The sequence below is a fragment of the Streptomyces alfalfae genome (genome assembly GCF_004127445.1).
GTDB lineage: Bacteria > Actinomycetota > Actinomycetes > Streptomycetales > Streptomycetaceae > Streptomyces > Streptomyces alfalfae.
Genome location: NZ_QEXM01000038.1, coordinates 279,148 through 306,046, shown reverse-complemented (window position 1 = coordinate 306,046; position 26,899 = coordinate 279,148). Strand labels below are relative to the sequence as shown.

The following is a 26,899-nucleotide window of genomic DNA, read 5'->3' as shown; positions in this document are numbered from 1 at the left end:
TGGTCAGCGCTGCCCGGCCGCCGTGTCCGTCCCGCGGTCCGCGCAGTGCGGGCAGCGCTCACGGCCGTCCCACGCGGCCCAGCCGAAGTCGGCCGGGGCGAGGACGCGGCCCTCCAGTTCGTCGCGGACGGCCTCGCGGTAGGCCCAGACGGCGTCCAGGTAGGGGTGGTAGACGTCGTGGAACGCGGGGGCCGAGATGCCGGCGCCCGCGGCGACCGCCTTCCGCAGGGCGCGGAGGCGTTCGAACATGGCCTGGCCCGTGCCCGCGACGCGTGCGCTGGCGTCGATGAAGAGGCGCTCACGCACCTCGTAGATGCGGGCGTCCGTCAGGGCGGCCCGGCTCGCCTCCTCCAGGTCGCCCGCCCCGGCGGGGTTCTGCGCGAGGCGGCGCAGTTCGGTGTGGGCCGCGCCCGCCGCCGCGATGAACTCCGTGTAGACGTCCCTGCGGCGCGCCTGCAGGCCGCGGCGGTGTTCCTGGCGGGTGCGCAGGCGGTCGGCGAGGACCGTACCCGCTATCGCGATCAGGCCACCGCCCAGCGTGGCGACCAGCGTTCCCCACTCCACCCGTGCCCCCTGCTCTCGCGTCGCCCCCCGGCCCGCCCCGCAGATCATGCCCGATGACCGGGGCCTGCCGCGCGCGGTTCGGACAGAGCGTGGAACACGTACGCTGGCGGACCGGTTGACCACGTGTCCGGGCGGGGCCCGGGACACGGGGACAGGAGGCGGGCCGCATGGGCGGAGAAGTGCTGCGCCGGAGCGGATACCGCGCCGTGCCGTGGAAGAACGGCGGTGGTACGACCCGTGAGGTCGCGTCGGGCACCGTGCAGGAGCCCCCGGTCCTCGGCGAGCACGAGGGCGGCTGTGACTGGCGGGTGAGTGTCGCGGACGTGGACGCGGAAGGCCCCTTCTCGGTCTTCCCGGAGACCGACCGCGTGATCACCTGCGTCGAGGGCGAGGGCATGGTGCTGACCGTGGACGGGGCCGCGCGAGCGGTCGGGCCGCTGAGTCCGTTCGCCTTTCCCGGTGACGCGGCCACGGACTGCCGGCTGAAGGCGGGCGCGGTGCGGAACCTGAACGTGATGACCCGCAGGGGCCGGGCGACGGCACACGTGCGGCTCGTCACCGTCGGCGCCGCGCAGGGGACGGAACTGCCGTACACGGCGGGCGAGACCCTCCTCGTGCTGGCCGTCACCGAAGGAATCGCGGCCGCCACCGAGGGAGTCGCCGCCGCCACTCCGGGCGGTCAGGGGACCGCGCTGGGCCGTCTCGACTGCGTACGTCATGAAGGCCCGGGGCCGTTGACGCTGCGGGGTGACGGCGCGGTGGCCGAGATCAGGATCGCCGCGGTGCGTTGAGGAGGGCGGGCAGGGCGGGCCGCTCGGGCTCCCCCTGCCCGCCCTCCCGACGTCAGGCCGCGGTCCTCGCCGTCAGGGAGTTCAGCAGCGCGGCGCCGCGTTCCGCGTCATCGACGCTCACCGCGAAGTCCTTGCCCTTGGCCCGGATGACGAGGCATTCGCCGCCGCGCAGCATGAGCGTGGTCCCCAGGCCGTTCAGCCGGTACCCCCATCCACCGACCTGCGCCGGGGCGCGGTTCTCGGCGCGGGCCGACTCGATGTCCCCGGTCACCCACCGGCGGGTCGGCAGGCCGAACGGACCGAAGGACACTTCAAGTCCCCTGTCGCTGACCCGTGTCCGCACCGAGGAGCAGCACAGGACGGCGAGCGAGGCGAGGCCCAGCGGGACGATCAACGACCAGGCCGGTCCTGTCAGGCCTGCCGCCGCGGCGACGGCAGCCGCCACGGCCGGGAGGCCGGTCACGACGGAAATCAGGTGCAGCCACCGGTTCGACGCGCGCGAGAACCAGACGACGCGCTGGCCCTCGGGGATCGCCAACCGCGGTGCAGAAGCGACCGGTTCGCCCGCGCCGACGTCTCGCCGGGTCATCAGCCAGGCGGCCAGTCCGACGATGACGGCGACGACGATGGCCACCACGATCCAGCCGGACACCGAACCGGCCTCACGCCAGTGTTCGCGGTCCACGTTGGCCCGCACCACGGCCGCCTGCCCGCCCATGAGGAAGACGCCCGCGGAGAGCAGCGTGGCGCCGAGCCACCCCCGGGTCACCGCTTCCGTCCGGCCGTCCGCCCGCAGCCAGGCCACGGCCGCGACCGCCACCAGTGCCGCCCAGATCAGCGCGGGAAGGACGGCCGCCGCCCACAGCGGCATGGAACCGTCGGGCTCGCCCCCGCCGCCCCAGTGCGTCGCCAGCCGCTCCGGCAGTCGCCCTCTCGCGGCGAGGGGCGCTCCCACCAGGAGCAGCAGCACCCCGGCCGACCATCCGGCCACACCCCAAGTCGCCGCGCCCACGCGCACCTTGCGATCGTTCATGAGGTCCCCCTGATCATTTCTATGAGTTCGGTCTTGCTGTAGCCCATGCGCGCGGCATCGGTGACCAGGTCGTGTACGCGGTCCAGCAGCACCGCGCGCTGATCCGCTCCCCCGGCCACCGTCACGCCCCGGCCCCGCCGGAACTCCAGCACCCCCTCGTCACGCAGGGTCCGAAGGCCGCGCAGCACGGTGTTCGCGTTCACCCCGAGCACCTGGGAAAGGTCCCGCGCCGGGGGCAACTTGTCGCCGAGGGCGAGCTCACCCTCGGCGATGGCGCGCCGGATCGATCCCGCCACTTGTTCATGGAGGGGACTCGTGTCCGCGATGTTCAGTCTCAGCAACATGATGCTAATGACGCTAGCACCATTCCCGTCTTACCGGGAAGTGCGTGCAGGTCGTATCGGGATGTACCGGGCTGCACCGGGCATGAAAAATGGGCGGCAAGGTGCTTGCCGCCCATCGGGGGAGTCGTCCGTTCAGCGCACGGGGAACGTTCAGCGCACGGGGAACCCGAAGGTGTAGCCCTGCTCCTTGAGCTGGGGCAGGAGCCGGCGCAGGGCCTCGACGGTCTGGGTGCGGTCGCCGCCCGCGTCGTGGAAGAGGAGCGTCGGACCGTTCGGCAGCTCCCGCTCGACGGTGGCGACGATGGCCTCCGTACCCGGAAGCTCGAAGTCCTTGGTGTCGACGTTCCAGCCCAGCGGGCGCATCCCCCGGGACGCGGCGAGCTGACGGCTGTGCGGGGTGAAGGCCCCGCCGGGCGCCCGGTAGTACATCGGCCGCACGCCGCCCGACGCCTTGGTGATCATGCGCTCGGCGTCGAGTATCTGCTTCGACTGGTAGGCCTCGGACTGCTTGTCCATGGCGGTGTTGTGCGACACCGAGTGGTCGCACAGCCGGTGCCCGGCGGCGACCACCTTCTTCACCAGGTCGGGGTGGGCTTCGGCCTGACCCCCCACCATGCAGAAGGTGGCCTTCACCTCGTGCTCCCGCAGCAGGTCGAGGATCACGGGGGTCCACTTGGGGTCGGGGCCGTCGTCGATGGTGATGTTGATGCCGCGCTTTCCCGCCTCCGACGCGTGCGCGATGGTCGCCTCGACCGGCTTGACGGCCTTGCCCGGCGCGGCCGCCCTCGGGGGCGCGTCATCCGTGGCGCCGGCCTGCGCGGTCCATACGGAAGCGCCGGTGGCCAGGATCGTCACCCCGAGCGCCGCTCCGACCATCTTGCCGTACCAGCCGCGCCCGCCGCCGTGCCGTGCCATGTCCGCCCCTTTTCACGCAGTGCCTCGCCGCTTCCCCGGTCGCCTCGCGACCACCTGGCAGGACGAGACGCGCCGGGTGAGGGATGCGCCTGTTACTGATCACGGACAATTTCGGAGTGGTTCGCGGACAACCCGCGGCGCCCGACGGCCGGAGCGGACGCTCTGGACGCCCCGAACACTCGGAACGCCCCCCCGAACACGGGAAACGCTCACCACACCGAGTGACGCTCGGAAACACGCGGGACGATGCCTGTTCAGTGGGAGGCGACGCCGATAAGCTCTGCGCCCTTCGTGCTGCGGGGGTCTCGTGAACGGTCTCCGTGCGGTTGTCGTCTGTCTCGTGCTCGCTTGTGCCGCGGTCGTGTCAATGGCCGCCGCCACCGCGTCGCCGCCGGCCGCGGCCGCGAAGCCCGGCTGGTCGGCGCTGCCCGTGCCCCCGGCGTCCGCCCTGGTGACGGTGTCCGACCTGTCGGCCCGCGGGCCCGACGAGGCCTGGGCGAGCGGATACGAGCACGCCGCCGACGGACTGCGGCCGATGCTGTACCGGTGGGACGGCACGGCGTGGACCCGCGACACGACCTTCCCCGGCGCCGGTGAACTGGGCCGGCTCGGCAAGGCGCAGTTCGTCGGCGAGGAGGCGTGGATCCTCCAGGACCGCGCAGGAGCGGGCCAGATCCTGCGCCGGTCGGCGGACGGGTGGAACTCGGCGGGCGGCGCCCATCTGCTCCGCTTCGACGGCAAGACCTGGCGCGAGAGCCGTTCGCCGAGCGACGTGGCGCTGACCAGCGTCGTCGCCGGCGGCGGTGAGACCTGGCTGATCGGTTCGCGGGACGGCGCTCAGGTCCTGCTGCGGCGGGACGGGCGCGGCCGGCGCGACCTTCCGGCGCCGCCCGGGTCCGTGTACGGGCTGCACATCCTGGCCGGCGACGACGTCTGGGCGGCGGGTGGCACCCATGCGGGTGCGGCCGTCTCGCACTGCGACGGGAAGGCGTGACAGCAGACGATCGTGCACGGATTCCCCCGTGCGGCCGTGGGCAGCGTGTTCGCGGCGTCGCCGACGGAGGTGTGGGCGGGAAGTGCCTCCGGGTTCGTCGGGGGTCCGGCGGGCAAGCCGATCCCGCCCCTCCTCGTCCGTTTCGACGGTCAGTCGTGGAGCAGGGTGAGCGTGCCGGCCGACTTCGGTTCGATCAGCTCACTGGCACCCGGCGCGTCCGGCGGGCTGGGCTGGGTCTCGGTCGCAGTCGCAGAAGTGGGGCCCGCCCGGCAGTACTCCGCCGCTGGTCCCCGGGCCGGACTTCCTCGCCTGGAACGGCCGGTCCTTCACCGAGTACGGCGAACCGGCGGTGGCCGGGGAGGGCGGCTCCGCGACGCTCCGGCCGGCGCCGATGCCGGGGACGGAGACGGTCTGGTCGGTCGGCAGGGCCGCCGGCCCCGAGGCCACGTTCGCCCCGCGCGTCCTGCGGTTCGGCTGAGGCCCGCGCGGCCGTCGGTCACCCGGGCCCACCGGTCGTACGGCACGCCGTCCACCGCAGCGATGATTCTCGGCCTGCTCGCCGGTCAGTACTTTCAGCACGCCCCACGGCTTGGAGGCCATCATGACCGCGCCCTACACCTTCGACGTCTTCTCCAGCCTCGACGGCTTCGGCGCCGCCGGCGGCGACTGGACCGGCTACTGGGGCAAGCAGGGCCCCGAGCTCCTCGACCACCGCCTCGCCCTGTACCGCGCGGAGCAGCGGATGGTGTTCGGGGCCACCACCTACCGTGTGTTCGCGGAGATGCTGGCCGCGAGCACCGAGGAGTCCGACGTACGTGACCCCTGGGTCACCCGGATGAGGCACCTGCCGGCGACGGTGGTGTCGACCACGCTGAAAGAGCCCCTCGACTGGCCGGACGCGCACGTCGTGAGCGGTGACGCCGTCGACGTGGTCGCCCGGCTCAAGGCGGAGTCCGAGGTGCCGCTGCGCTCGCACGGCAGCCTGTCGATGAACCGGGCGCTGATGGCCGCCGGTCTGGTCGACCGCGTGCAGGTGACGCTCTTCCCCGTGATCACCGGCCGGACCGGGCTCGACCCGGTCTTCCGGGGCGCGGCCGACTTCGACCTCGAACTGATCGAGCAGCGCACGCTCGACGGCCGCGTCCAGGAGCTGATCTACCGGCCCACCGTGCACGGGTGAACCGCCCGCGGGCCCCGTCCCGGGGCCCGTCGGGACGCGGGTGTTCCGCGGCGGTTCAGGGCCACCCGGCGCGCCACCGCGCCAGGACCTCCGTAGCGTTTCCGCCATGTGCTGGAGCGCGACGGCCGACCTCGTGGCGGGCGCGGGCATCGCGGCCGCGGGCGTCGCCTCGGTGGCCCTGGCGGCCCGCCGCCCGCGCGATCTGCCGCTGGCCGCGCTGCCGCTCCTGCTGGGTGCCCATCAGATCGTCGAGGCTGTGGTCTGGCACCACGACGGCGGCAGCGGGCCCGCCACCCTTGCCTGGGCCGTCATCGCACTCCCGCTGCTCGCGCTGTGGGTGCCGGCGGCCGTGCTGTGCGCCGCGCCCCGTGGCTCCCGCAGCGGCCTGCTCCTGCCGTTGGCGGTGGGTGTCGCGACGGCGACGGCGCTCGCCCACGCGCTGGCGACCCGCACGGTGACGGCCGAGATCCGGGGGCACACCGTCGGGTACTCCCTGGGGCTGCCGCACCCGGAGCTGACCGTGCTCGGCTACCTCGCCGCCACCATCGGCTCCCTGCTCCTGTCCGGCGACCGGGGGCTGGTCCTGTTCGGTGTCCTGGTCACCGCCGGGGCCGCCGTGTCGTTCACCCTGTGGCGGCAGGAGTACATCTCGACGTGGTGCGCGTCCGCCGCCGTGTGCTCGGTGGTCCTGACGCTGTGGGTCGGAAGGCGCCGCCCGTCGAGTCCTCGGCCTTGAGGCCTGTCCCGATCCGTCGGCCCCGAGCGCCGTTTCCGCCGAGGTGCGCCCCGCTCGCGTACGCGTCCCAGGGGGCTTCGCGGCGCGCATCGCGCGCTCCCCCCTCCGGGCACGGCCCCGGACGCCGCGCCGTGAGCCGGGCGCGCGCTCCGCCGGTCAAGCGGTGCGGAGTGGGGGCCTTTGCCGAAGTGGGCACCCTACACAGAGCGGTCGCTTCGCAGCCGCCACGCGCAATCGCCTGTCGACGCCACGCCCACGTTCACCAAGGAGGCCGTCCTGCTCTCCGAGCCGCTGCCCGTAACCCCGTCCTCGTCCGCCACGGCCGAAGCCGCCCTGGCCCGGAACCTGCCCCACGTCCGTCAGTACGTCGCCGAACTCCTCGACGCCTACCCGCCCCAGCACGCGCAGTTGCAGTCCTCCGTCAGCCGGCTCGTCGCGCACGGAAGGGCGTCACCGCTCGAACACTCCCTGCCGTTCCTGGTGCATGGGGCCATGACGGGCGACCCCGCCCCGGCCGTCCCCGTCGCCGCGGCGCACGCCCTGTGGTGGCGCGCCGCCAACACCTTCGACGACTTCGCCGACGGCGACGCCGGGCCCCACCTGTACGGGATCTCCCGCGGCGCCGCCCTCACCGCGGCGCTGGAGTGCGGTTACGCCCTGCCGTTGCGGGCCCTCGCCGCCGTGAACGCCCCGGAGGCCGTACGCAACGAGCTGGTGGACACCTACCTCGACGGCTGGACGGCCGCCAGCAACGGTCAGCTCGGGGATCTCCTCATAGAGCCCGAACGGACCACCCCGCAGGCCATCCTCGACGTCTACCGGGACAAGAGCGGGGCCATCTACGCCATGGCCTGTGCCATGGCGGCCCGACTGGCCACCGGCACGACGCGCCTCTCGGGTTCCGACGCCGAACTCGTCGCGGCATGGCACCGCTTCGGGCAGATCCTGGGCATGCTGGCGCAGTTCCGCAACGACGAGGACGACCTGCGGGACGGGCCCGGCGAGGATCTGCGCAACCGGACACCCACCTACCTCCTCGTCCACCTGCTCGACTTCCTGTCCGGCCAGAGCCTCCAACAGGCTCTGGCCTTCCTGCGGAGAGCTCCCTACTCGGCCGTCGACCGGGAACAACTGCGCGCCATGATGACCGCGCCCGAGGTGCTGCGTCCCTATCACGCACGCCTGTCGGCGCTGCGCGAAGAGGCCTGCGCCCTGCTCGACGACCTCGCGCCGGACTGCCCCTTCGGCTCCGCGCTACGGGCACGTGTCCAGGCCGAGACCCACTTCCTGCCCGCCGGCAGGGGCGCTTCGCACGGCCCCTGACGGGTGCTCGGCTGGGCCTGCCCCACCGGTGCCGGCCGGCCCCGTCCCGTGGGCGGCCATCGCGGCCGGCGGATCGTAGGGTGACGGATCATGGAAGACGCCCCGGACGATCCCGGCCACCGCACACGGTCCCGGGCCGAGCAGCGCGCCGCGCACGGCGACACCGCGTATCTGCGCGACCTCGCGTCACGGCTGGCCGACCAGTACGAGTCCGCCGCCGAGCTGGTGCGGGAGCACGAGCGCCGACTCGCCCACGTGGTACGGGTACTCGCCCTCACCCCCGGCCGCGACAGCCTGGCGCAACTGCTCCGGCTCCTGGCCGAGAAGCGTCCGCCCGGCAACGGCTGCACGCCGCGCTTCATCGCCTCGCTCCTCGCCGAGCACCACGAGGCCACCGACCTGGCAACGGTCGTCTTCGACCGCCCCCGGTCGGACGGCCTCGACGAGCTGCGCGCCTGCCTCTTCCACGAGCTGGTGCTGCGTGGCGTGGACATCGCGTCCTTCCCGCAGCTGCGCTCCTGGCCGGTCGTGCGGCCCGGCGGGCACGCGCTGGCCTGGCTCCCGGACCAGCGCCGCGACTTCGAGGCCGGCGCCCGCTTCCCGAGCCGCTCAGTCCACGGCTCCGCGAGCGGGATGCCCGGCGGGCTCTCCGCCGAGAGGCGGGTCGACCCGCCGGTGCCCCGCACCTCCCCGCGATCGTCCCTCCGGGACCTCGCCACCACGCACGTCCACGAGAGCATCACCGCCGCCGCGCAGGCGGGCGACTGGGGTGACTGCGGCGCCTGGGTCTTCGAGCCGGACGAGGCCCTGGCGCCCGAACGGGTGCCCGCGCTGCTGCCGGCCCTGCCCATGGCCTGCCTCGACGGGCTCGGCCCCACGGACCGCTTCGAGATCGCCGTCCGCCCTCTGGGCGACGTCTGGCGCCTGCTCTTCGCCACCGCCTCGATGGGCGGCTTCGGCGGCTCGGGCGTGCACGCGGCCTACGGCCGGCTGTGGACGTGGCGTTCGCTCGCAGGGCTCAGCGGCGCCCCGGCGGGCGCGAGCGCGGAGGAGGTGCAGCGCCGGGCCCGGCAGAGCACGTGGTTCCACTTCCAGGCCGGCACGGAGTGGTTCCACGACGACGTCGGCTCTTCCTACGGCCTGGCAGCCCTCTCCCCCGACCGCCGCCGGCTCGCCGTCCTGGCGGCGACCGACACCGACTAGGAGCGGGCGCACCGCGCCGGGCCGCCCGGGCCCAGGCTCAAGGTCTCAGGGGTTCGAGGTCTCAGGGGCTCAGGGCTCGATGAGGCCGGCGCGGATCGCGTAGCGGGTCAGTTCGAGGCGGTCGCGCAGGCCGAGTTTGTGCAGCAGGTTGGCCCGGTGGCGGTGCACGGTCTTGATGCTGATGAAGAGCATCTCGGCGATGTCCTTGGAGGAGTGGCCCTCGGCGACGAGTTTGAGGACCTCCTCCTCGCGCGGGGTGAGGAGCTGATCGGGGTTCTCCTCGCCGTGCCTGACCCGCTCCAGATAGCTGCGGATCAGGGCGGTGACCGCGCCGGGGTAGAGGAACGGCTCGTTGCGCATGGCGGCCCGGCAGGCGGCGACCAGGTCGCGGTCGGCGACCGACTTCAGCACGTAGCCGCACGCGCCGGCCTTGAGCGCCTGGAACAAGTACTGCTCGTTGTCGTGCATGGTCAGCATCAGGACGCGCAGGCCCGGCTTGAGCGCCACCAGTTCGCGGGTTGCCTGCAGGCCGGTCAGGCGCGGCATGGCGATGTCCATGACGGCCAGGTCGATGTCATGGCCGCGGGCCGCCTCGATGGCCTCGGCACCGTCTCCGGCCTCGGCGACGACCTGGAGATCGGGCTCCCGGTCGAGGATCAGACGGACCCCACGGCGTACGAGGGCGTGGTCGTCGGTGAGCAGGATACGGATCGGCCGCACGGCGTCGTCGGAGGACGCCGACGACGCGGTGGGTTCAGGGGGCTGGGCCGGGTCGGTCATGAAAGGGACTTTCTAGGCGGAGGGGCGAAACCTTCCGGCAGCGAAAGGCCGACACCTTCCGCCGCCGGCAGCGGCGTGACGCTTTCGGGGGACTGGTGGCCGCTTCCCTGGGCCGGGGTGCCACCTACCGGAGCCGGGGTGCCACTCTCGGGGGCGTCCAAGCCACTCCCCGGGGCCGAGTAGCCACTTCCCGGGGTCGGGAGGCCGTCCCGGGCCGCGGTGTCATGTGCCGGGGCGGGGCGGCCGCTTGCCGGGAGTGGGGCGGTGAGGCGGATGCGGGTGCCGGAGCCGGGCCGGGAGGTGAGGTCCAAGGTGGCTTCGGCCAGCAGGGCCCGTTCGCGCATGCCGCGAATCCCTGCGCCCTCGCACGCGGCTTCGATGCCGCGGCCGTCGTCGGCGATCTCCAGCTCCACCGCGTCCCCGACACGCCGCAGGCTCACCTCGACGCGGCTCGCCTCGGCGTGACGGGCCGCGTTCGTCAGGCTCTCCTGCGCCACCCGGTAGAGGACCAGCTCGGTCTCCGGGGCGAGGGCGGGCAGGTCGGTGTCGAAGCGGCGCGCCACGTAGAGCCCGGCGTGGGTGGCGAAGTCCTGCGTGAGCGAGGTCAGCGCGCTGATGAGCCCGAGGTCGTCCAGGACACCGGGGCGCAGGCGGCGCACGAGACGGCGGACTTCGTCCAGGCTGTCCCGGGTGATCTCCTGGGCCTGGTGCAGTTCCCCGCGCAGCGGCTCCTGGGCGTCGTCCGCGGCCCGCTTGAGGACCAGCAGGATCGCGGTCATGCTCTGCCCGACCTCGTCGTGCAGCTCCTGGGCGATGCGGCGCCGTTCGGCCTCCTGGGCGAGCAGCGCCCGCGCGCTGGAGGTGGCCCGCTCGTGCTCGAGGCGGTCGAGCATGGCGTTGAAGGTGCGGATCAGCTCGCTCACCTCGCTGCCACCACCCGCGCCGGGCACGGGCAGCCGCTGCCCGGGGCGCAGCAGGTCGACGGTGGTCATCAGCTTCGTCAGCCGGCCCAGCGGGGCCAGGCCCCAGCGCAGCAGGGCGGCGTTGGCGACGAGCATGACGGCGAGGCCGCCCACCAGGATGAACGCCTCGGTCAGCAGCACCGGTACGGAGACGGTGACCGGCGCCCACAGCAGCAGCGCCGTCGCGGCGCCGAGGACCAGGGCGTTGAGCCCGAAGATCCGCCCGAACAGTGACACCGGGACAGCTCCTCTGCGTAGGGGGGTGCGTAGGGGGCGGCCGTGCTCCGCTCCGGCCGATGGGTGGCGCACGCTGCGTGGCGCGGAGCGCCGAGCCTTCGATTCACGCCTTTCGGGGCCCATGCTGCCCTGCGGTCTGTGCGCCGTCGAGGGCCTGAGATCACCATATCCGAGGCGTTCAGGGATCTCTTACGGCCGCTCATGGGTATCGCGCCCCCCGGTCAATGGGGCCTGCGCCCGATGGGATTCGGGCGCGGCGAGGAGCAGAGTCGGAGGTGATCAGGCCGCCCGGTACGGCCGGCGCTCGGGGTCCGCCGAGCGTTCGTCCGTACCGGGCGGCCATCGCTGCGCCCTGGGGCCCGTCACCGCGCCCCGCGGCCCGTAGGAAGGACCCTCCCGTGACCCTCGACACCTCCCGCACCGGCTCCCGTTCCGCGGGGCTGACCGCCCACGACGCGCGCCAGCGCCTCGAACACGCCCGTAGCAGCCGCCTGGCGCAGTTGCGGGCGCTCGACGAGACCGGCCAGAGCGCGGAGGACCATCTGATGTCCGCTCAGGCGGAGGCGATCGGCCGGGTCCTCAAGGAGATCGACGAGGCGTTCGCCCGCATCGACGACGGCTCCTACGGCGCCTGCCTCGGCTGCTCCGCGCCTGTCCCCGCCGAGCGCCTGGAGATCCTGCCCTACACCCGGTACTGCGTCACCTGCCAGCGCCGCGCCTCGGCCTGACCCGGCCGCCGGCCCACCGTCCCGCCTTCGTTTCCCGCCCTGCATGAGGGGTGAAGTGGTGAACCATCAGACCATCGGCGACCGAGCCGCGCACCTGCCGCCCGAAGACCTCGCCGCACTGCAGGAGAACCTGCGCGAACAGCTGCTCTTCCGCCGGGAGCAGCTGCGGAAGATCGACGCGCCCCCCCGGGCCGGCGCCCACCGGCAGTCCGCGGCGCGGGCCGAGGTGCGGGACAAGCTCGCCGCCTCCGCCCGCATGGTCCTCGCCGACGTCGAGGCGGCGCTGCGGCGCATCGCCGAGGGCCGCTACGGCGCCTGCCACCTGTGCCGCCGCCCCGTGGAGCGCGAGCGCCTGATGATCGTGCCGCAGGCCCGCTACTGCGGACGGTGCCAGCACGTACGGGAGGCGCAGCCGTGAGCGCCGTCCGCCGGGGCCGTCCCACCTTCCTGGAAAGGCACCGGCCCTGGCCGCTGTGCCGGCAGTGCTGCGGGCTGGCCCTCGACATGGGCAGCGCCCGCACCCGCGCCTGGATCGCCGGCCGCAAGGCGATACTCGACGTGCCCACGATCACTTTCCCCGGGGCCGGGGCGGCTTACCCGATCCAGCGCGGCGCGATCGTGGACGTGCCCGGGGCGGCGCGGATGCTGGACCGCCTGCTGGGTGACCGCCTGCACCGCCTCTCCCGGCCCCTGGTGGTCGTCACCACGCCCGTCCTCGACGGTCCCCTCTACCGTGAGCGCGCCCGCGCAGCGGTGCAGGTGCTGCGTCCGCGCTCGGTGATCACCGTGCCCGCCGCACGCGCGATCGCGCTGGCGGCGGACGCCGACCTCGAACGCCCGCTGCTCGTGGTGGACATCGGCGCCCACCTCACCGAGGTCGTCCTGCTGGTGGACGGCGACGTCTTCGACGCCCGCCGCACCGCTCTGGGCACCGCCGACCTGGCCGGCGCCCACACCTCGGCGGAGATCGGCGAGGCCGTCACGACCATGATCACGTCGATGCTCCGCCAGGACCTCACGCCGGTCACGGCGGACGCGCTGAGCCGGGGCGCCCTGCTGGCCGGGGGCGGCGCCCTGCGGCCCGACATCGCCCGGCGGCTCATCACCGGCCTCCAGGCGCCCCTTCGGGCCGTCGCCGCGCCGCACACCGCCGCCGTCCGCGGCGCGGCGAAGATCCTGCGTGCCGCGCACTCCCACCCCTCGCACGGCACGGCGTCCCCGCCCGGCTACGGCCCGCTGTCCCGCTGAGCCCGTCCCCACCGCCACGGGCCGGTGCCGTTCCACCGGCCCGTGGCCCTCCCCGACGTATCCGCCCAGTCGCCGCCCACCGGCACTTCCGCCGGCTCTCTGTCCCGTCACCGCGCCATCCCGTCACCGGAAGGGGAACCACCGTGTCCGGCGTCATGCCCTCCGAGCAGCCGTCCCCCTCTGCGGGGCGGCACGAGCCGGTGCACCCCCTGTCACTGTGGCGGTGGCGGCACAACCCGCTGCGCAGGCGCACCGACCGCATCCAGGGCTGGACCGCGCTGGCCCTGCTGCTGCTCGCGCCCGTACTGGGGCTGGCCGCCGCGTTCTCCGCCGGGGACGCCGCCCGCGCCCGCTACCGCGCCGTCGCCGAGGAGCAGGAGCAGACCCGGCACCTCCTGGTCGCCACCCTCACCCATGACTCCCCGCGCCACCCGGAGCCCGGCTCCGACGAGGCGAAGAAGGCCCGCTACCCGGTCCCCGTCCGCTACACCGCTCCCGGCGGAGAGACCCGCACCGCCGAGACCGACGTCCTGCCGGGGCTGAGCCGGGGCAGCACGGTCGACGTCTGGGTTGACGCCCGGGGAGCGCTGACCGGGGCGCCCATGGCCGCCGACGAGATCCGCAGCCGTGCCATGGGCTGGGCGGTCATCGCCTTCCTGGCCGTCGCCGTCGCGGGCGCCGCCGTCTACGGCGTCGCCGCGCTGAGCCTGCACCGGCACAACCTGGCCGACTGGGAATCGCGCTGGGCCCGGACCGCTCCGCGCTGGACCACCTCGCCCTGACGCCCGGCCGCAGCCGTGCGGTCCGGTCTCGCATAGTGGTCGTACTCTGGACCCGAACAGCGGTCCGTATGTTTACATGCGCGTAACACTTGAGTGTCCCGCGCACGGCAACGGCGCCGAGCGTCCCTACGGGCTGTACCGCGGTGAGCCGCGCCCTGTACCGGATCGCCGGTGCCAGCCGTGCCAGAAAGGCCTCCTTTTTTGACCACTCGACCCGATTCGAAGTCCACGCTCGCGCAGCTGCTCTCGGAGATCGAACACCGTAACCCGGCCCAGCCCGAGTTCCTCCAGGCCGTGCACGAGGTCCTGGAGACGTTGGAGCCGGTCCTCGCCGCCCGCCCGGAGTACGCCGAGCCCGGCCTGATCGAGCGGCTGTGCGAGCCCGAGCGGCAGGTCCTCTTCCGGGTGCCGTGGCAGGACGACCGGGGTCGCGTCCACGTGAACCGCGGTTTCCGGGTGGAGTTCAACAGCGCGCTCGGCCCCTACAAGGGCGGTCTGCGCTTCCACCCGTCGGTGAACCTCGGTGTCATCAAGTTCCTGGGCTTCGAGCAGATCTTCAAGAACGCGCTGACCGGCCTCGGCATCGGCGGCGGCAAGGGCGGCAGCGACTTCGAGCCGCACGGCCGCAGCGACGCGGAGGTCATGCGGTTCTGCCAGTCGTTCATGACGGAGCTGTACCGGCACATCGGCGAGCACACGGACGTCCCCGCGGGTGACATCGGCGTCGGCGGGCGCGAGATCGGCTACCTCTTCGGCCAGTACCGGCGCATCACCAACCGCTGGGAGGCCGGTGTCCTCACCGGCAAGGGCCAGGGCTGGGGCGGTTCCCTGATCCGTCCGGAAGCCACCGGCTACGGCAACGTCCTGTTCGCGGCGGCGATGCTGCGCGAGCGCGGCGAGGATCTGGAGGGCCGCACGGCCGTCGTCTCCGGCTCCGGCAACGTCGCCATCTACACCATCCAGAAGCTCGCCGCCCTCGGCGCCAACGCCGTGACCTGCTCGGACTCGTCCGGCTACGTGGTGGACGAGAAGGGCATCGACCTCGACCTCCTCAAGCAGGTCAAGGAGGTCGAGCGCGGGCGCGTCGACACCTACGCCGAGCGCCGGGGCTCCTCGGCCCGCTTCGTGCCCGGCGGGCGGGTCTGGGACGTCCCCGCCGACATCGCGCTGCCGTCGGCCACGCAGAACGAACTGGACGGCTCCGACGCCGCCACGCTCATCCGCAACGGAGTGAAGGCGGTATCCGAGGGCGCCAACATGCCGTCGACCCCCGAGGCGGTGCGCCTGTTCCAGGAGGCCGGCGTCGCCTTCGGCCCCGGCAAGGCGGCCAACGCGGGCGGCGTCGCGGTCAGCGCCCTGGAGATGGCGCAGAACCACGCCCGTACGTCGTGGACGGCGGACCGGGTCGAGGAGGAGCTGACGCACATCATGAACGACATCCACACCACGTGCCACGAGACCGCCGAGCGCTACGGCTCCCCCGGCGACTACGTCACGGGCGCCAACATCGCGGGCTTCGAGCGGGTCGCGGACGCGATGCTGGCCCAGGGCGTGATCTGACGGTCCCGCCTCATTCCGGCCGGCCGCACCCCGTCAGGCGTGCGGCCGGCGGGACGCGTCCGGCCACGTGGACGCGGCCCGCAGACCTGGCTCGTACTCGTCCCTGCGGCCGCACATGCCGTAGCCGCCACGGCGTACGGGAACCATGTCGTAGGAGCCTGCCCCGGTGAGGTGGGCCGCGCTGCCCGCCTCCAGCGCGTCGAGCTGGGCGCCGGTGCGCTCCGCCGCGGCCAGCGCGCCGGACCGCCACAGCTCGCGCCAGCCCGGCACCTTGTCCCTGACCAGTCGCGCCGCGGCCCGCTGGAACGCCAGGAACGGGCCGTCGTCCCCCGCCTGGAGCGCCTCCCGCAGCGGCAGATACCCCTCGACCGCCAGGTCCCGTCGCCTGCGCGCGGCCCGCTCCGCCCCCGGGCCGCTCCTGGCCGGCAGCCGCGCCTCGGACGCGTACCACTCGGGATCGGCGAGGACGGCGGGCGGGAAGGTGAAGACCGCGTCCCCGGCCTCGGGCAGGCCGTCGTTCTGCATCAGGACGGTGATCCGCAGCTCGCCGCCCTGCACCATGCGGTGCACGGTGCCCGGCGTGAACCAGGCCACGGAGCCCTCCGCCAGCGGGATGTCTCGGTAGCCGTCGGGGCCGAGGGTCTGCACGGCGCCGCGCCCGCCGGTGACGACGTACGCCTCGGTGCACACGAGGTGCAGGTGGGGACTGCCGCCGCAGACGCCGTCGGCCGCCTCCCACGGGTAGGCGCTCAGATGCGACAGGCCGACGGCCCCCGGCAGTGACGGTGGAACGCTCACCATGACAGACCCTCCAGATGGGTGGTGATCCGGCCGCGGCCGCGGCGGCGTCAGTTGTCCTCGGGCGAAGGGGCGATACGCATTTCCACGGCCGTCACCGTGAGAGCCGGCGGTCCCCCCAGCAGCGGAGCCAGCAGCGGCAGCATCCACAGGAACGTGGCGCACAGGGTGGCGGCAGCAGCTATCAGGGCGCTGCCCGGCAGATCGGCGGCGGAATTGCGGGCGACTGGCGCTCATGCCCGCACGGCCGCGGCGGTTCGCCGGGGGCGCGCGTGCGGTGGCGGCACGACGGGGGCTGGGTGTGCCCAGGGGCCTCCACGGGTGGGACGACGGTTATAGCAAGCGCTTTCTCCCGCCGTGTCACTCAAGCATCGTTCGCCCCGGGCGGTCAACAGGGCGGAGCGACGCAATCCGGGACGAGTGCGGGGGCGTTGCGGTGTTGGCGTGTGGGCGTATTGAGGTGTTGGGGCGGCTTGCTGGGAGCTTGGTCTTGGTGGGGGGCCTTGTTCTTGGTGGGGCGTTGGAATCCGCATGCGGGCTGCGGGAGCCCCAGGGGCATAGGAGCCGTGGGGCTCCGGGGGGGGCGGGCATGGAGGTGCGGGGAGCCGCTGGAGTTCGTGGCGGACGGAGGGGGCGGGGAGCCGCCCGGAGTTCGGGGCGGGAGCTACCGGAGCCACAGGATCCCGTGGGGCACGAAGGGGGGCGGGGAGCCGCCGGAGTTCATGACGGACGGAAGGTGCCGGCGCCCCGGAGCCCGCGGGCGGAAGCTACCGGAGCCGCAGGGCTCCGAGGGGCGTGGAGGGGCGTGGGGAGCCGCCGGAGTTCGTGACGGACGGAAGGTGCCGGGAGCCGCCCGAGCCTGCGGGCGGAAGCCACCAGAGCCACAGAACCCCGCGGGGCACGAAGGCTGCGCGGACTTCCCGGGCAGGAGCCGCAGGACCCCGAGGGGCATGAAGGCTGCGGAGAGCCGCTGGAGTTCGTGGCGGACGGAGAGGCGGGGAGCCGGCGGAGTTCGGGGCCGTCAGGACGCGTCGCGCAGCCGCAGCAGGTACTCCGCCGTGAACGCGACCGCTCGGTCCTCGTCACGCGACAGATCCGCGAGGGCGCGCGCAGCCCGCGCCCCCGGTACGGAACCCAGCGCCTGCGTCAGCCGACCGCGCGCGGGCGCTCCGGTGCTGCCGAGAGCGAGGCGGTCGACGAGCCGGGCCGCGATCTGATCCGCGGCCACGGCGTCGCTCGCCAGCACGCTCAACGCGTCCGCGGCATCGGTGTCGTTCCTGCCGGCCACGATCATCTCGACGAGCGTCGGAATCGCACCGTCCACTCCCCGCGCCCCGAGTGCCAGGGCCGCGCACGCGCGCACCGCGATGTCGGGGTCCGCGAGGGCCTGCCGCAGATACGTGGTGGCCTCGTCTCCGGGCATCTCGGCGAGGCACCGCACGGCGCGTTCGCGCACCGCGGCCACCGGTGAGCGAAGCCCCTCCCCCAGCAGCGCCGGGCCGCCCTCGCCCGATCGTGCCAGGGCCCATCGAAGGGCTCCCGCGACATTCGGCTCGGTCTCGCTCAGCGCGGCCTCGACCAGGGCCTCCGCCGGCAGAGGAAGCCCGTCGGCCGTGGAAAGAGCTGCACGCTGGCGTGCGCCCGGACTCTTCGAACCCAGCGCTTGCAACAGCGCGACGACGTGCAGGGCGTCCTCCCAACGGGCGGGCCCCGCGGCATCGATACCCCGCAGCCGCGCCAGCAGCTCGGTCTCGGCCGCGATGCGTTCGCGCGTCCGGCGGACGAGGTCGCCGACGAGCGCCGACGGCGTGAAGCCGGGATCGTCGAGCGCGCGCCCGATCTCGCGCAGCGAAAGCCCCAGCGACCGCAGTCCCTCGATGTGAAAGATCCGCCGGATGTCGTCCTCGGAGAACTCCCGGTATCCGGAGCCCGTCCGGCCGGAGGGCCGTACCAGCCCGAGTGATTCGTAGTGCCGCAGCATGCGGGCGCTGACCCCGGACCGCCGCGCCACCTCACCGATCAACACGTCCTACTGCCCCTCCCGGCCGGAGCCGCGTCCCTTCCGGCCAGAGCCCCCAAGGGCCACGATCCGCTTCGCCTCCTCGACAGCGAACTCGAATCCGGTGTCCGGGTCGCGCAGCAACTGCTGTGTGGCCAGTGCATGCGTACGCACCCGCGGGTCATCGGCCATCGTCGCATCATCCAGCGCCGGCACGACCACTTCACCCAAGGCCACCAGCGCCCGGCTGAGGCTCAACTGCGTCTCCCGATCCCCGCGCCCGAGCTGCGTCACCAACGCCGCCGCCAGGGCAGGTCCCTCACTGTCGGGCACGAGTATGACCGCGGCCCGCCACGCGCTGCGCGCCACCTCGTCGTCGGCGTCGGACAGCAACTCCCGGGTGATGGCCGGCCATGCCCGCGGGTCCCCGATCTTGGACAGCGTATGCAGGGCCTGGCTGCGCGCCTGCGCACGCTCCGAGCGGACCTCGCGGACCAGGACGGGAAGCGTGCGGGACACCGGATGCCGGGTGAGCGCCCAGGTCAGCATGTCGCGGACGAAGAACTCGGGCTCGACCGCGCACCGCTCGACGAGCACGTCGACGCAGCGGGGGTCAGGTGCCGTGCCGACTGCCAGTGCCGCCCGCAATCGCACGGACGAACGCCCGTCCTCCAGCCCTCGCAGCGCCCGCACCGTCTCCGCGCCCGCGCCCGCATCTGCACCCGGGTATGGGCACGGGCCCGGGCCCGTGCCCATACCCGGGTCCGCGTCCTGCCCCTGCCCCTGCCCCTGCTCCGTGATCGTCATCGAGACCACCTCCTACGGCCACAGCGAAGACCCTGTCACCGTGTCAAGGTCAAACCGCCCGCTCTCGCACGCTGCCCAGAGGTACGGCGGGGCCGGGCTCGGTGTGAGCCCGCCGGAGGGTCATCGGTAGGATCGCGGGCGGCGGGTGTAGCGCAGGGGTCGACGCGCGCGGTCTCCAAAACCGCGAGGACGCCGGTTCGAATCCGGTCACCCGCCACCCCGGGCACCACTGGCCGACCACCGGCCGGAAGAACCGCGCGTCACCCCACGATCGAGAAGAAGATCGTGTCCTGCGTGAACCAGTCGACGTCCCGCCAGTTCTCGTCCTCGAAGTCCAGCTTCTCGATGAGCAGGTCGAGGTCGTACCGGAAGTCCGGGTCGATCCGGTCGATGACCGCGCGATACGCGTCGGCCGCGGGTTTGGCCTTGGCGAGGGGCCAGCGGCCCATCTCCGGGGAACCGTCGGCAGGGCTGGGAATGCGGAACGGTATCCCCGCGGGCGGCCCCGCGTACAGGAAGTCGTAGGGCAGCAGGTCGCTGGGCACTCCCGCCCGGGTGAGTTCCTTGTCCAGCAGGCCGAAGAAGGTGAACGGCTTGCTGTAACTGCCCAGGGTGCAGGAGTCCGAACCGGTCGAGTCGATGACGGCCTGCAAGGCGGTGTAATAGGCGTTCCCCGCATACTCGCCGTCTGCGTCGGCCCGTCCGGCCACCAAGTGGTCGAGCGCTTCGGGGATGGACAGGCCCCAGTCGATGCCCTGGTGGTCCAGATCGGCCTGCCGGGCGTGAGCGGCTTCGCGGACATGGCCGAGGATGCGCTGCTGCTCCGCCGTGACCTTGTCCGCGGCGCCCAGGAAGCCGACGATCTGCGCCTCGTCGCCGGTGCTGCAATTGATGACCTTGCTCATGCACGCCATCGTGACAGCCCCCACTGACAACGCCCCTCGGGGCGCCGCGGCTCACGCGAACCGCGCCCCTGCCAGGCGCGGCGCACCGCGCTATCCGTGCTGCTCCGTGTAGTGCGCACGGAGCAGGTCGGCGCCCCAGTCGTGGCGCTGGTGACGCCAGACCGAGTGGGCGTGATTGCCGTCGTCCTGGGTGTTGTCGTACTCGATGAGGAAGTCCTGGGCGCAGACGCAGTAGTAGTGCCGGTCCCCGAGCGCGCTGCCACCGGCCCAGGCGAAGGACAGGCCGTCCAGTCCCCGCGCCACGGTGTCGGACCAGCACTCCTGCGCGTACGCCGCGGGTGCGCGGTCCAGATAGCGGCGCACCAGGCGCTCCAGCAACTTCTGCTGACCGGTGGTCATGCCGGCGTACGGCAGGCCGGTCGGCAGCCGGTCCGGGTCGGCGAAGGGGTCGTCGCGGGTCAGGATGTCGTCCGGCGGGGCGGCGGCGAAGACCGCTTCGGCGCGGCGGCCGACGTCCAGGTCCGTGACCAGTTCCCGTGCCAGGTCCTCCTCGGGCCCCAGGAGTCGGCGGCCGGCCTGGGGACCGTCCGCGATGCGCGCCGGCTCGGCGCCGATGAAGTGCGGCGTCACCCGGATACCGGCCGCCGTGACCGTGACGTGCACGGCGAGGTGGTGGCCGTTCATCCGCCAGCCCCACGGCTCTTCGCCGTCCGGGTCGCCCAGCAGACGCACCCAGTAGCGGTCGCCGCCCGTGGCGCCGGCCATGGCGCGGCGGTGGCGCTCCACCTCGATCGCCCCCCGCGCCAGTTCCGCCCCGGCCGCGCTGTGCGCCGTGGCCAACAGGGCGTCGACGGCTGCACGCCCGCGTGCGTCGAGGCCTTCCGTGGGCAGCCCGGGGCGTGAGCCCGGCAGATACGTCCACTCCCGCAGCTCGGGCGCGTCCAGCCTGGTGGGGCCCGCGCGCAGCTCACGGGCCTGCGCCGGCTCCAGCACGGCAAGCAGCGCATGCACCGCCTCCCGCATCGCAGCGGCCGTCGCCCTGGCCTCCGATCGACATCCGCCTCGATATCCGCTCACTGTCTCTCCCTCCCCCTCAGTCCCGACTCGGGCGCGCCCTTCGGGCGATGCCAGCGCTTCCGCATCCCATGGTGCGCCATCCCGTGGCCACTTCGGCGGATGACCATACCCGGCCCGCTGTTCGCCGTGACGTCTCTGGCGGTCGCCCCCCACCTCCACGGCCGTGCCGTCCGACGACGGCCCGGACAAGGCGCCATCCTCGTCCGCCCATTCGCTGCGGCCCCCGGACACCGAGACCGAGAAGCCCGCTGGCCAGCCACCACGCAAGGCCCACTCGTCGAGGCCGCCGTAGATGTGCGCTTCAAGGCATCGCGGGGCGTCCGGGCCCACGGCCTCGCCTCGGCACACAGCGATGAGGGAGTCCTTTGCCCCGCCATCAGGAGTCGGTCACACCCTGCGCTTCGAGCACCGGCCCGAAGTCGCCGAACTCCAGCGCGTCGACGGCCTTGCGCGTGACCCTCGTGACGGTCGTGGCCCAGCGGCGGGCATGAGCGGCCGGCGCCAGGGATTCCGCCCCTCCGTCGATGCCGGCATGCAGGGGTGTCCAGCGGCGAGGACCGATGCCGAACGCACCGTCGGGGCCGACCATGAAGCTGTGGGCCATGGACACCCGGCAGTCTCCTGCCGAGAACGACCAGCCGCCCGTGGCCAGTTCCTCGGGGCAGTGGGCGTCCAGAATGCGTGGACCGCCCTCATAGCCCTCATAGAACGGGGCCGGCGGCGGGGCGAGTCCGCCCCCAACGGTCCTGGAAGACGGTGGCCCGTTCGATCTCCGCAGCGGGGATCCCTTTCTCGATCCACGCGTCGCGGTGTCGCCGGATGTCCTGTCGACGAACACGAATTCCCTCCGTGTCGATGAACTCGTATCGATGCACCCTGGGCCCTGCGGTTCAAGCCGGCAGGCACGACCGGAACGGGTGATACGGCTGTTCCGCCATTGCCGCTCCCTCCTCTCCGGCGTAAAGCACGGCCGAGACGATCTCTCGCACACGCCCCAGGCTGATTCCGGTGTGCTGTGACGACAAGCCCGCCCATAAGACAACTCCGGCGCATCGGCTCAGCACAGCGGGCGAGCAGGGACCGCCCCGAGTCCGCCGTAGGAACCAATAATCATTAGACCGACAGACGCAATATGCGACCTGTCGGCCACCCATTTGCCACGCATCTTCCCTCACGCGGGTCCGTTGGACGGGATATGACCACAGCAAGGCCAACGTATGTTTCAGGGCACCTCTTGGCCGGCACGATGAGCGGTGCGACATCCGCGGTTCGCATGGGCACCTGGGTCTTCACCCCGGCCCCCGCCGACAATTCGAGCGCGACCTTGCAGGACGACTGCCGAAGAGTCGATCTGAGGTACTCCGCCGGGCCCTTGGCAGACCTTAATGACGAACTCGGTCTTATCGAGGCCCACTTCACCACTCTGGCACACACCCCGCCGGCGAGCGCTCCTCTGACGAACACCCCTCTGGCCGGCACCCCCAAAGGGTGCGGCGTCCACTCCCGCGACTCCCGGCCGCAGGTCGCCCATGTATGAGACGCGGGGCCGTCACAGCCGTCCTGGGCCCGCCCAGGGGCCGGCCAACGGACACCAGGCGGCGGCCGGCCACTCCCCTGCCTGGGAGCAACACCCGGGCCGGTTGGACCCGTTGGAGGTGCACTGGGACCCGGCGGAGGAACTCGCGCACCTGTTGCACGAGGCCATCAAGGACGAGCGGAACAACGCCTTTTCGGCTGCCCATGAACCCGAAGTACCCGTCGGCGAGGAATTCGACGAGGACCGGCTCGCCGGTCTCACCAAAATCACGAGTGAGCTGCCCCCGCTACGCCCCTCTCCGGCCCGCCGCCGTCGCCGCTCGCGTTCCCGCTCTCGTTCGCGCGCTCGAAAGCTCGGCGCGCTGCGCACCACCAGCTTCTTCCTCGCGGCGCTCGCCGCTGTCGTCGTGTCCATGGTGTGCGTCTTCGGCGGCATCGTCAGTTACGACCCGCTGCGCCATCTCGCCCAGTACCGCACCTCCGCCACCGCGGTCGGCTGGTGGCCCCTGCTGGTGTACGGCCCCTGGATGGTCGCTTCCCTGTCGATCCTCCGGGCCGCGCTCCACCGGCGCCGGGCGGTCCACTCCTGGGCGGTCGTGCTGCTGTTCTCCACCGTCTCCATGCTTCTGTGCGTCGCGCAGGCACCGCGTGCCCCGGTCGAGGCGGCAGCGGCCGCCCTCCCCGCCCTGGCCGCTCTCGCCTGCTTCCAGCAGCTCGTCCGGCAGATCACCCTCACCCGTCCACCACGTCAGAACAAGCCTCGCCACCGCACCCGGAGAACGCCCTCGAAGTCGGGATAGCCCCCGGCCGTGCTCCCGCCCGGGGACGGTCGCAGGCTCCGTCAGCATGGACAGGAGCGCCTTCGAACTGCACTGATGACCGATTGTCAGTGGCTGGTGACAGCATGCAGGCATGGGATTCTTTGATGATTTGGTACTGCCCGAGGAACCAGCCGAGCCGCATGACGTGGCGGTCCGGCTGGGCCCTCCGCACGAGGACGCCGCCCGTCACCGGCCACCGGTCGACTGGTTCGCCCCCGCCCCCGCCCTCGTGCCGCAGCTCGCCGTGGCCGGTGAGGGCCCTGCCGCGCGGGTGATGGTGGTCGGCTGGTCCGTGTGGCCGGGTTCGGTCACCCTGCATCTCGCGGTGCACAGGCCGGTCTGCCTGCTGGGCGAGCCGGGAGGACGGCGGTCCGGGCTGCACGTGGGTCTCTCGCTGGAGGACGGCCGGCGGGTGACCTCGCTCGACCCCCCGGAGAAGCGGGTGCTCGGGCCCGCCCGGACCGGGGCCGCCGGAAGAGCGACGGCAGGGCTGATCGCACTGGATCCCGGGTTGAGCGACGCCCGACACTCGCTGTTCAAGACCGACGTCGACCTGTGCTTGCCGGAGTTGCCGCCGCCCGGCGAGACGCGGCTGGTGGTGGAGGGCACACGGCGCGTGTTCTCGCCTACGCCTGTGCGGCGGCCGGACTCCGTGTCACCGATGCCCGCGCGGCGCTCGCTCCCGAAGTGCCACGCCGCCGGGTGGAGCTACCCGCGCGCCTTCGGCGCTGACGCACCACGTCTCCGACGCCGACAAGCCACGCCTCCGGAGCCGGCCGCCGTGGCTCAGGGCTCCTGCCGCCAACCGGTGCCGTCGGGGCAGGTGGTGGCCCCGGGAGCGAAGGCGTGGCGCAGGAAGTGTTCGAGCGCGGGCGTCCAGGTGGTGAAGTCGTGCCCGCCGGGCCCCGAGCAGTAGCGGTGGGGGACGTTCTGCTGCTTCAGGGTCGTGTGGAGGGCGTTGTTCCACGCGTAGGGGTCCTCGGCCCGGCCGGCGTAGAGCGCCATCTTCCCCTGGTAGGACCGGTAGGCGTCGGGGCGGCTCTCGGCGACCTGTACGGGGTTATACGACGGCCAGTCGGACCGCGGGCCGAAGACCAGCTCGGTGCGGCGCAGGGCGTCGGGGTTGCCCGGCAGCAGGTACTTCCCGTAGTCCCCGATGTCGCCGCCCGTGCCGTGCCGCCAGAAGCGGGCCCCGTAGAGGGTGGTGCCGTCGTCGACGATCTGCTGGTGATCGGGGCGCCTAATGTCGGTGCCTCCGGAGAAGGCGCCGACGGCGCTGAACACGTCGGGGTGCTGGGCGGCGTACTTCAGCGCGCCGTAGCCACCCATGGACATGCCGGCGACGGCTCGTTTCCCGGAGGTGGCGAAGTGCGTGTCGATCCAGGGCACCAGTTGTTCGACGTGGAACGTCTCCCAGAGAGGGGCGAAGTTGCCGTAGGTGGAGCCGTGCCAGTCCGCGTAGAAACCGACCTTGCCGCCCTCGGGCATCACGACGATGCCCGGGAAACCGGTTCGCTCGACGCTGCGGGTGATGTGGCCGCCGCCGCTGCTCCACTGTTCGTGGTCGGCGGCGCCGCCGTTGAGGAGGTAGAGCACCGGATACTCGGCCGACGGGTCGTATCCCGCGGGCAGGTGGACCCGTACGCGCACGGGTTTGCGCACCGGATCGATCTGGGGCGCACCAGCTCCGCGCGGGGTGAACAGCGCGCCCGTGGTGAACTCCGCCTCGCAGACGAGCCCGTCGGGCGACGGCCGCCAGTACCGCATGTCCAGGCCGTCGGAGTCACCGGACCCGATGTCGGGGCAGGTCACAGCGGCCGGGGCAGCCGTGGGCGGCTCCCCGGCAGCCGAGGCGACCGCGGGCGAGGCCGCGGTGAGCAGCAGGCCTCCGAGCAGGGCGGCCGCCGTTCGCCATGTCGTCCCCGACCTCCACCACCGCATGTCCCCACCCTTCGGTTCGATGTCTCGCAGGCCGGCGCCGGCAGGTCAGGGCCGCCGGAACCGCCCTTGCCCGGACGGCACTGCGAAGCTATCGCCGCCGTCGCGACAGGACATACAGCCGCGGGTGGAGATCGGCTACCGCGTTGGTTTACCCCGTGCGCCGCGTTAGGTTCCCGTCATGACGGATGACTGGCGTACCGACCGGGTAGGCAGCGCGCTGCGCGGCGAGAATCCCACCGTGATGCGCCGCTTGCGGGCGGGGTTCGCGGCGATCGGGGACGTCCAGTTCCTGCCGGGGTACTCGGTGCTGCTCGTGGACGATCCCGATGTGCAGCGTCTCTCGGAGCTGCCGAAGGCGAAGAGGCTGACGTTCCTGTCGGACATGGACGTGCTCGGCGAGGCCGTCGAGCGTGCCTGCCGGCGGTTCGACCCGGCCTTCCGCAGGGTGAACCTGGAGATCCTCGGCAACACCGACGGGTTCCTGCACGCCCATGTGTGGCCGCGCTTCGAGTGGGAGCCGCCGGACCTCGTGCGCCTGCCGGTGTGGCTCTACGGGCGCGAGCACTGGCACGACGAGCGCCACGCCCTGGCCACGCGGCACGATGCGCTGCGCGGCGCTATCGGCGAAGAACTGCACCGGCTGACCGCTGCCGCGTAGCCGGGGCGGCTCACCGACGGGTCAAGGGAGGCGTGCCACGCCGACGTAGAAACCGCTCGGTTCCTCGACGGGCGCCGGGGTGTCCTTGTACCACTGGGTCGCCGTGACCAGGCCGGGAGGCAGGAGTTCCAGGCCCTCGAAGAACGGCTCGACCTCGGCCCGCGTGCGCATGCGCAACGGGATCTCGCCCTCGCGGTAGGTCTTGGTCACCGACTTCACCAGGTGCGGGTGTTCGTCGGTGGTGCCGTGGGAGAACATGAGGTAGCTGCCGGACGGCAGGGCGTCGAGGAGGGTCCGTGTGAGGCCGTAGGGGTCTTCCTCGTCGGTGACGAAATGCATCAGCGCGATCATGGACAGGGCGATGGGCCGCGTGAAGTCCAGGAACGTACGCGCGTGGTCGAGGATGGCATCGGGCCTGCGGACGTCGGCCTCGATGTAGTCGGTGGCGCCTTCGGGGCTGCTGACCAGCAGCGCCTCGGCGTGCCGCAGCACGATGGGGTCGTTGTCGGCGTAGGCGACCCGCGCGGACGGCACGACGCCCTGCACGATCTGGTGCAGGTTCGGCTCGGTCGGGATGCCCGTGCCGATGTCGAGGAACTGGTCGACGCCGGCGCCTGCCAGCCACGCCGCCGCGCGGTGCATGAACGCCCGGTTGCGCAGGGCATTGAGCCGGGCCTCCGGCGGCAGCTTCTCGGCCACTTCCTGGTCGACCGGGTAGTTGTCCTTGCCGCCCAGCAGCCAGTCGTACACGCGTGCCGGGTGGGCCCTGCTCGTGTCGATGCGGCTTGCGGAAGACTGCGACGTCATGCGTGACTCCAGCGTGTGCGAGATCGCTGACCGTTTCACCGAGCCGGTGGCGGGCGCTGCAGGTGAGGCGGCAGGTGGTCCGGTGATTATGTCACCAGCCGTACGTCCGCGCCGGGTCGCCCGGCCGCGCGCGACCGCGGCACGGCCGGGACGGCCCGGGATCAGGCCAC

The 26,899-nt window shown here is 72.8% G+C and carries 26 protein-coding genes, 1 tRNA gene and 1 pseudogene; 14 read left to right on the top strand and 14 right to left on the bottom strand.

The window, feature by feature from the left end; translation table 11 throughout:
* Positions 1–3 precede the first annotated feature (3 nt).
* Positions 4–564: a CchlQ gene (locus DCW30_RS17855; RefSeq protein WP_076687765.1), complete on the bottom strand. Its 561-nt coding sequence runs from the start codon at positions 562–564 to the stop codon at positions 4–6.
* 167 nt (positions 565–731) lie between these two features.
* Between DCW30_RS17855 and DCW30_RS17850 the strand changes: the two genes are divergently transcribed.
* Positions 732–1,355, top strand: coding sequence for a HutD/Ves family protein (locus tag DCW30_RS17850; protein ID WP_076687764.1), 624 nt, complete (start codon positions 732–734; stop codon positions 1,353–1,355).
* Between the two features lie 52 nt (positions 1,356–1,407).
* Here the strand turns inward: DCW30_RS17850 and DCW30_RS17845 are convergent, their stop codons facing one another.
* From DCW30_RS17845 to DCW30_RS17835, 3 genes are all read right to left on the bottom strand, one after another.
* Positions 1,408–2,388, bottom strand: coding sequence for a DUF1648 domain-containing protein (locus tag DCW30_RS17845; RefSeq protein WP_076687763.1), 981 nt, complete (start codon positions 2,386–2,388; stop codon positions 1,408–1,410).
* Entirely contained in the window at positions 2,385–2,732 is a 348-nt protein-coding gene (locus DCW30_RS17840; protein WP_076687762.1) for a GntR family transcriptional regulator, read from the bottom strand. The genes DCW30_RS17845 and DCW30_RS17840 overlap by 4 nt, the downstream gene beginning before the upstream one ends.
* 150 nt (positions 2,733–2,882) lie before the next feature.
* Positions 2,883–3,647, bottom strand: coding sequence for a polysaccharide deacetylase family protein (locus DCW30_RS17835; protein ID WP_062768401.1), 765 nt, complete (start codon positions 3,645–3,647; stop codon positions 2,883–2,885).
* A gap of 367 nt (positions 3,648–4,014) precedes the next feature.
* Here DCW30_RS17835 and DCW30_RS38230 point away from each other — a divergent pair, with 367 nt between their 5' ends.
* The 5 genes from DCW30_RS38230 (at position 4,015) to DCW30_RS36705 (ending at position 9,083) form a co-directional block, all read left to right on the top strand.
* Complete coding sequence (locus DCW30_RS38230; RefSeq protein ID WP_422125988.1) at positions 4,015–4,641, top strand: hypothetical protein; 627 nt, start codon at positions 4,015–4,017, stop codon at positions 4,639–4,641.
* A 601-nt stretch (positions 4,642–5,242) separates the two neighbouring features.
* Positions 5,243–5,821 (top strand): dihydrofolate reductase family protein, encoded by a 579-nt coding sequence (locus tag DCW30_RS17825; protein WP_076687761.1) that lies wholly within the window; start codon positions 5,243–5,245, stop codon positions 5,819–5,821.
* A gap of 106 nt (positions 5,822–5,927) precedes the next feature.
* Complete coding sequence (locus DCW30_RS17820; protein WP_076687760.1) at positions 5,928–6,557, top strand: DUF6629 family protein; 630 nt, start codon at positions 5,928–5,930, stop codon at positions 6,555–6,557.
* Positions 6,558–6,737: 180 nt separating this feature from the next.
* On the top strand, positions 6,738–7,880 hold the full coding sequence (locus tag DCW30_RS17815) for a polyprenyl synthetase family protein (protein WP_103557560.1): 1,143 nt from the start codon (positions 6,738–6,740) through the stop codon (positions 7,878–7,880).
* A gap of 90 nt (positions 7,881–7,970) precedes the next feature.
* Positions 7,971–9,083, top strand: coding sequence for a DUF6183 family protein (locus DCW30_RS36705; protein WP_076687759.1), 1,113 nt, complete (start codon positions 7,971–7,973; stop codon positions 9,081–9,083).
* Between the two features lie 69 nt (positions 9,084–9,152).
* Here DCW30_RS36705 and DCW30_RS17805 read toward each other — a convergent pair whose 3' ends face one another.
* Both DCW30_RS17805 and DCW30_RS17800 read right to left on the bottom strand, forming a co-directional pair.
* Positions 9,153–9,863 (bottom strand): response regulator, encoded by a 711-nt coding sequence (locus DCW30_RS17805; RefSeq protein ID WP_076687758.1) that lies wholly within the window; start codon positions 9,861–9,863, stop codon positions 9,153–9,155.
* Between the two features lie 251 nt (positions 9,864–10,114).
* Positions 10,115–11,062: pseudogene (locus DCW30_RS17800) on the bottom strand (HAMP domain-containing sensor histidine kinase); the annotation flags it as partial.
* Between the two features lie 398 nt (positions 11,063–11,460).
* On the opposite strand from DCW30_RS17800, the gene DCW30_RS17795 reads away from it, so the two are divergent.
* The 5 genes from DCW30_RS17795 (at position 11,461) to gdhA (ending at position 15,380) form a co-directional block, all read left to right on the top strand.
* Complete coding sequence (locus DCW30_RS17795) at positions 11,461–11,790, top strand: TraR/DksA family transcriptional regulator (protein WP_062768429.1); 330 nt, start codon at positions 11,461–11,463, stop codon at positions 11,788–11,790.
* 55 nt (positions 11,791–11,845) lie between these two features.
* On the top strand, positions 11,846–12,208 hold the full coding sequence (locus DCW30_RS17790; RefSeq protein ID WP_076687756.1) for a TraR/DksA family transcriptional regulator: 363 nt from the start codon (positions 11,846–11,848) through the stop codon (positions 12,206–12,208).
* Positions 12,205–13,038, top strand: coding sequence for a rod shape-determining protein (locus tag DCW30_RS17785; RefSeq protein WP_076687755.1), 834 nt, complete (start codon positions 12,205–12,207; stop codon positions 13,036–13,038). Before DCW30_RS17790 ends, DCW30_RS17785 begins: the two co-directional genes overlap by 4 nt.
* Before the next feature lie 143 nt (positions 13,039–13,181).
* Entirely contained in the window at positions 13,182–13,820 is a 639-nt protein-coding gene (locus DCW30_RS17780) for an Rv1733c family protein (RefSeq protein WP_079250262.1), read from the top strand.
* Between the two features lie 201 nt (positions 13,821–14,021).
* Positions 14,022–15,380, top strand: coding sequence for an NADP-specific glutamate dehydrogenase (gdhA, locus tag DCW30_RS17775; protein WP_076687754.1), 1,359 nt, complete (start codon positions 14,022–14,024; stop codon positions 15,378–15,380).
* Positions 15,381–15,413: 33 nt separating this feature from the next.
* On the opposite strand, the gene DCW30_RS17770 is transcribed toward gdhA, so the two are convergent.
* The 3 genes from DCW30_RS17770 to DCW30_RS17760 form a co-directional block, all read right to left on the bottom strand.
* Positions 15,414–16,181 carry a cupin domain-containing protein gene (locus DCW30_RS17770; protein ID WP_076687753.1) on the bottom strand — a complete coding sequence of 256 codons (768 nt, stop codon included), beginning with the start codon at positions 16,179–16,181 and terminating at the stop codon, positions 15,414–15,416.
* A gap of 1,018 nt (positions 16,182–17,199) precedes the next feature.
* Positions 17,200–18,204 carry a MerR family transcriptional regulator gene (locus DCW30_RS17765; protein ID WP_076687752.1) on the bottom strand — a complete coding sequence of 335 codons (1,005 nt, stop codon included), beginning with the start codon at positions 18,202–18,204 and terminating at the stop codon, positions 17,200–17,202.
* 3 nt (positions 18,205–18,207) lie between these two features.
* Entirely contained in the window at positions 18,208–18,933 is a 726-nt protein-coding gene (locus DCW30_RS17760) for a HEAT repeat domain-containing protein (RefSeq protein ID WP_076689736.1), read from the bottom strand.
* A gap of 192 nt (positions 18,934–19,125) precedes the next feature.
* Between DCW30_RS17760 and DCW30_RS17755 the strand changes: the two genes are divergently transcribed.
* Positions 19,126–19,200 (top strand) — tRNA-Trp (locus DCW30_RS17755).
* 44 nt (positions 19,201–19,244) lie between these two features.
* Here DCW30_RS17755 and DCW30_RS17750 read toward each other — a convergent pair.
* The 3 genes from DCW30_RS17750 to DCW30_RS37500 form a co-directional block, all read right to left on the bottom strand.
* On the bottom strand, positions 19,245–19,889 hold the full coding sequence (locus DCW30_RS17750; RefSeq protein ID WP_076687751.1) for a DUF7691 family protein: 645 nt from the start codon (positions 19,887–19,889) through the stop codon (positions 19,245–19,247).
* A gap of 90 nt (positions 19,890–19,979) precedes the next feature.
* The gene (locus tag DCW30_RS17745; RefSeq protein WP_257788624.1) at positions 19,980–20,966 is read right to left on the bottom strand and encodes a DUF3500 domain-containing protein; all 987 of its coding nucleotides are present in this window, start codon (positions 20,964–20,966) and stop codon (positions 19,980–19,982) included.
* A gap of 376 nt (positions 20,967–21,342) precedes the next feature.
* Complete coding sequence (locus DCW30_RS37500) at positions 21,343–21,570, bottom strand: hypothetical protein (RefSeq protein ID WP_237283479.1); 228 nt, start codon at positions 21,568–21,570, stop codon at positions 21,343–21,345.
* Between the two features lie 1,036 nt (positions 21,571–22,606).
* Here DCW30_RS37500 and DCW30_RS17735 point away from each other — a divergent pair.
* Complete coding sequence (locus DCW30_RS17735; protein WP_207230928.1) at positions 22,607–23,302, top strand: DUF2637 domain-containing protein; 696 nt, start codon at positions 22,607–22,609, stop codon at positions 23,300–23,302.
* An 807-nt stretch (positions 23,303–24,109) separates the two neighbouring features.
* Here DCW30_RS17735 and DCW30_RS17730 read toward each other — a convergent pair.
* The gene (locus tag DCW30_RS17730; RefSeq protein WP_079250260.1) at positions 24,110–25,264 is read right to left on the bottom strand and encodes an alpha/beta hydrolase; all 1,155 of its coding nucleotides are present in this window, start codon (positions 25,262–25,264) and stop codon (positions 24,110–24,112) included.
* A 178-nt stretch (positions 25,265–25,442) separates the two neighbouring features.
* Between DCW30_RS17730 and DCW30_RS17725 the strand changes: the two genes are divergently transcribed.
* A complete protein-coding gene (locus tag DCW30_RS17725; protein WP_076687748.1) occupies positions 25,443–25,922 on the top strand; it encodes a diadenosine tetraphosphate hydrolase in 480 nt (159 codons plus the stop codon).
* Between the two features lie 21 nt (positions 25,923–25,943).
* Here the strand turns inward: DCW30_RS17725 and DCW30_RS17720 are convergent, their stop codons facing one another.
* Positions 25,944–26,729 carry an SAM-dependent methyltransferase gene (locus tag DCW30_RS17720; RefSeq protein WP_076687747.1) on the bottom strand — a complete coding sequence of 262 codons (786 nt, stop codon included), beginning with the start codon at positions 26,727–26,729 and terminating at the stop codon, positions 25,944–25,946.
* Positions 26,730–26,899: the final 170 nt, after the last annotated feature.

Coding starts and splice junctions, on each gene's coding strand:
- DCW30_RS17850 (WP_076687764.1), top strand. CDS start 732: ATGGGCGGAGAAGTGCTGCGCCGGAGCGGATACCGCGCCGTGCCGTGG.
- DCW30_RS17845 (WP_076687763.1), bottom strand. CDS start 2,388: ATGAACGATCGCAAGGTGCGCGTGGGCGCGGCGACTTGGGGTGTGGCC.
- DCW30_RS17840 (WP_076687762.1), bottom strand. CDS start 2,732: ATGTTGCTGAGACTGAACATCGCGGACACGAGTCCCCTCCATGAACAA.
- DCW30_RS17835 (WP_062768401.1), bottom strand. CDS start 3,647: ATGGCACGGCACGGCGGCGGGCGCGGCTGGTACGGCAAGATGGTCGGA.
- DCW30_RS38230 (WP_422125988.1), top strand. CDS start 4,015: ATGGCCGCCGCCACCGCGTCGCCGCCGGCCGCGGCCGCGAAGCCCGGC.
- DCW30_RS17825 (WP_076687761.1), top strand. CDS start 5,243: ATGACCGCGCCCTACACCTTCGACGTCTTCTCCAGCCTCGACGGCTTC.
- DCW30_RS17820 (WP_076687760.1), top strand. CDS start 5,928: ATGTGCTGGAGCGCGACGGCCGACCTCGTGGCGGGCGCGGGCATCGCG.
- DCW30_RS36705 (WP_076687759.1), top strand. CDS start 7,971: ATGGAAGACGCCCCGGACGATCCCGGCCACCGCACACGGTCCCGGGCC.
- DCW30_RS17805 (WP_076687758.1), bottom strand. CDS start 9,863: ATGACCGACCCGGCCCAGCCCCCTGAACCCACCGCGTCGTCGGCGTCC.
- DCW30_RS17770 (WP_076687753.1), bottom strand. CDS start 16,181: ATGGTGAGCGTTCCACCGTCACTGCCGGGGGCCGTCGGCCTGTCGCAT.
- DCW30_RS17760 (WP_076689736.1), bottom strand. CDS start 18,933: ATGGGCACGGGCCCGGGCCCGTGCCCATACCCGGGTGCAGATGCGGGC.
- DCW30_RS17750 (WP_076687751.1), bottom strand. CDS start 19,889: ATGAGCAAGGTCATCAATTGCAGCACCGGCGACGAGGCGCAGATCGTC.
- DCW30_RS37500 (WP_237283479.1), bottom strand. CDS start 21,570: ATGGCCCACAGCTTCATGGTCGGCCCCGACGGTGCGTTCGGCATCGGT.
- DCW30_RS17730 (WP_079250260.1), bottom strand. CDS start 25,264: ATGCGGTGGTGGAGGTCGGGGACGACATGGCGAACGGCGGCCGCCCTG.
- DCW30_RS17725 (WP_076687748.1), top strand. CDS start 25,443: ATGACGGATGACTGGCGTACCGACCGGGTAGGCAGCGCGCTGCGCGGC.
- DCW30_RS17720 (WP_076687747.1), bottom strand. CDS start 26,729: ATGACGTCGCAGTCTTCCGCAAGCCGCATCGACACGAGCAGGGCCCAC.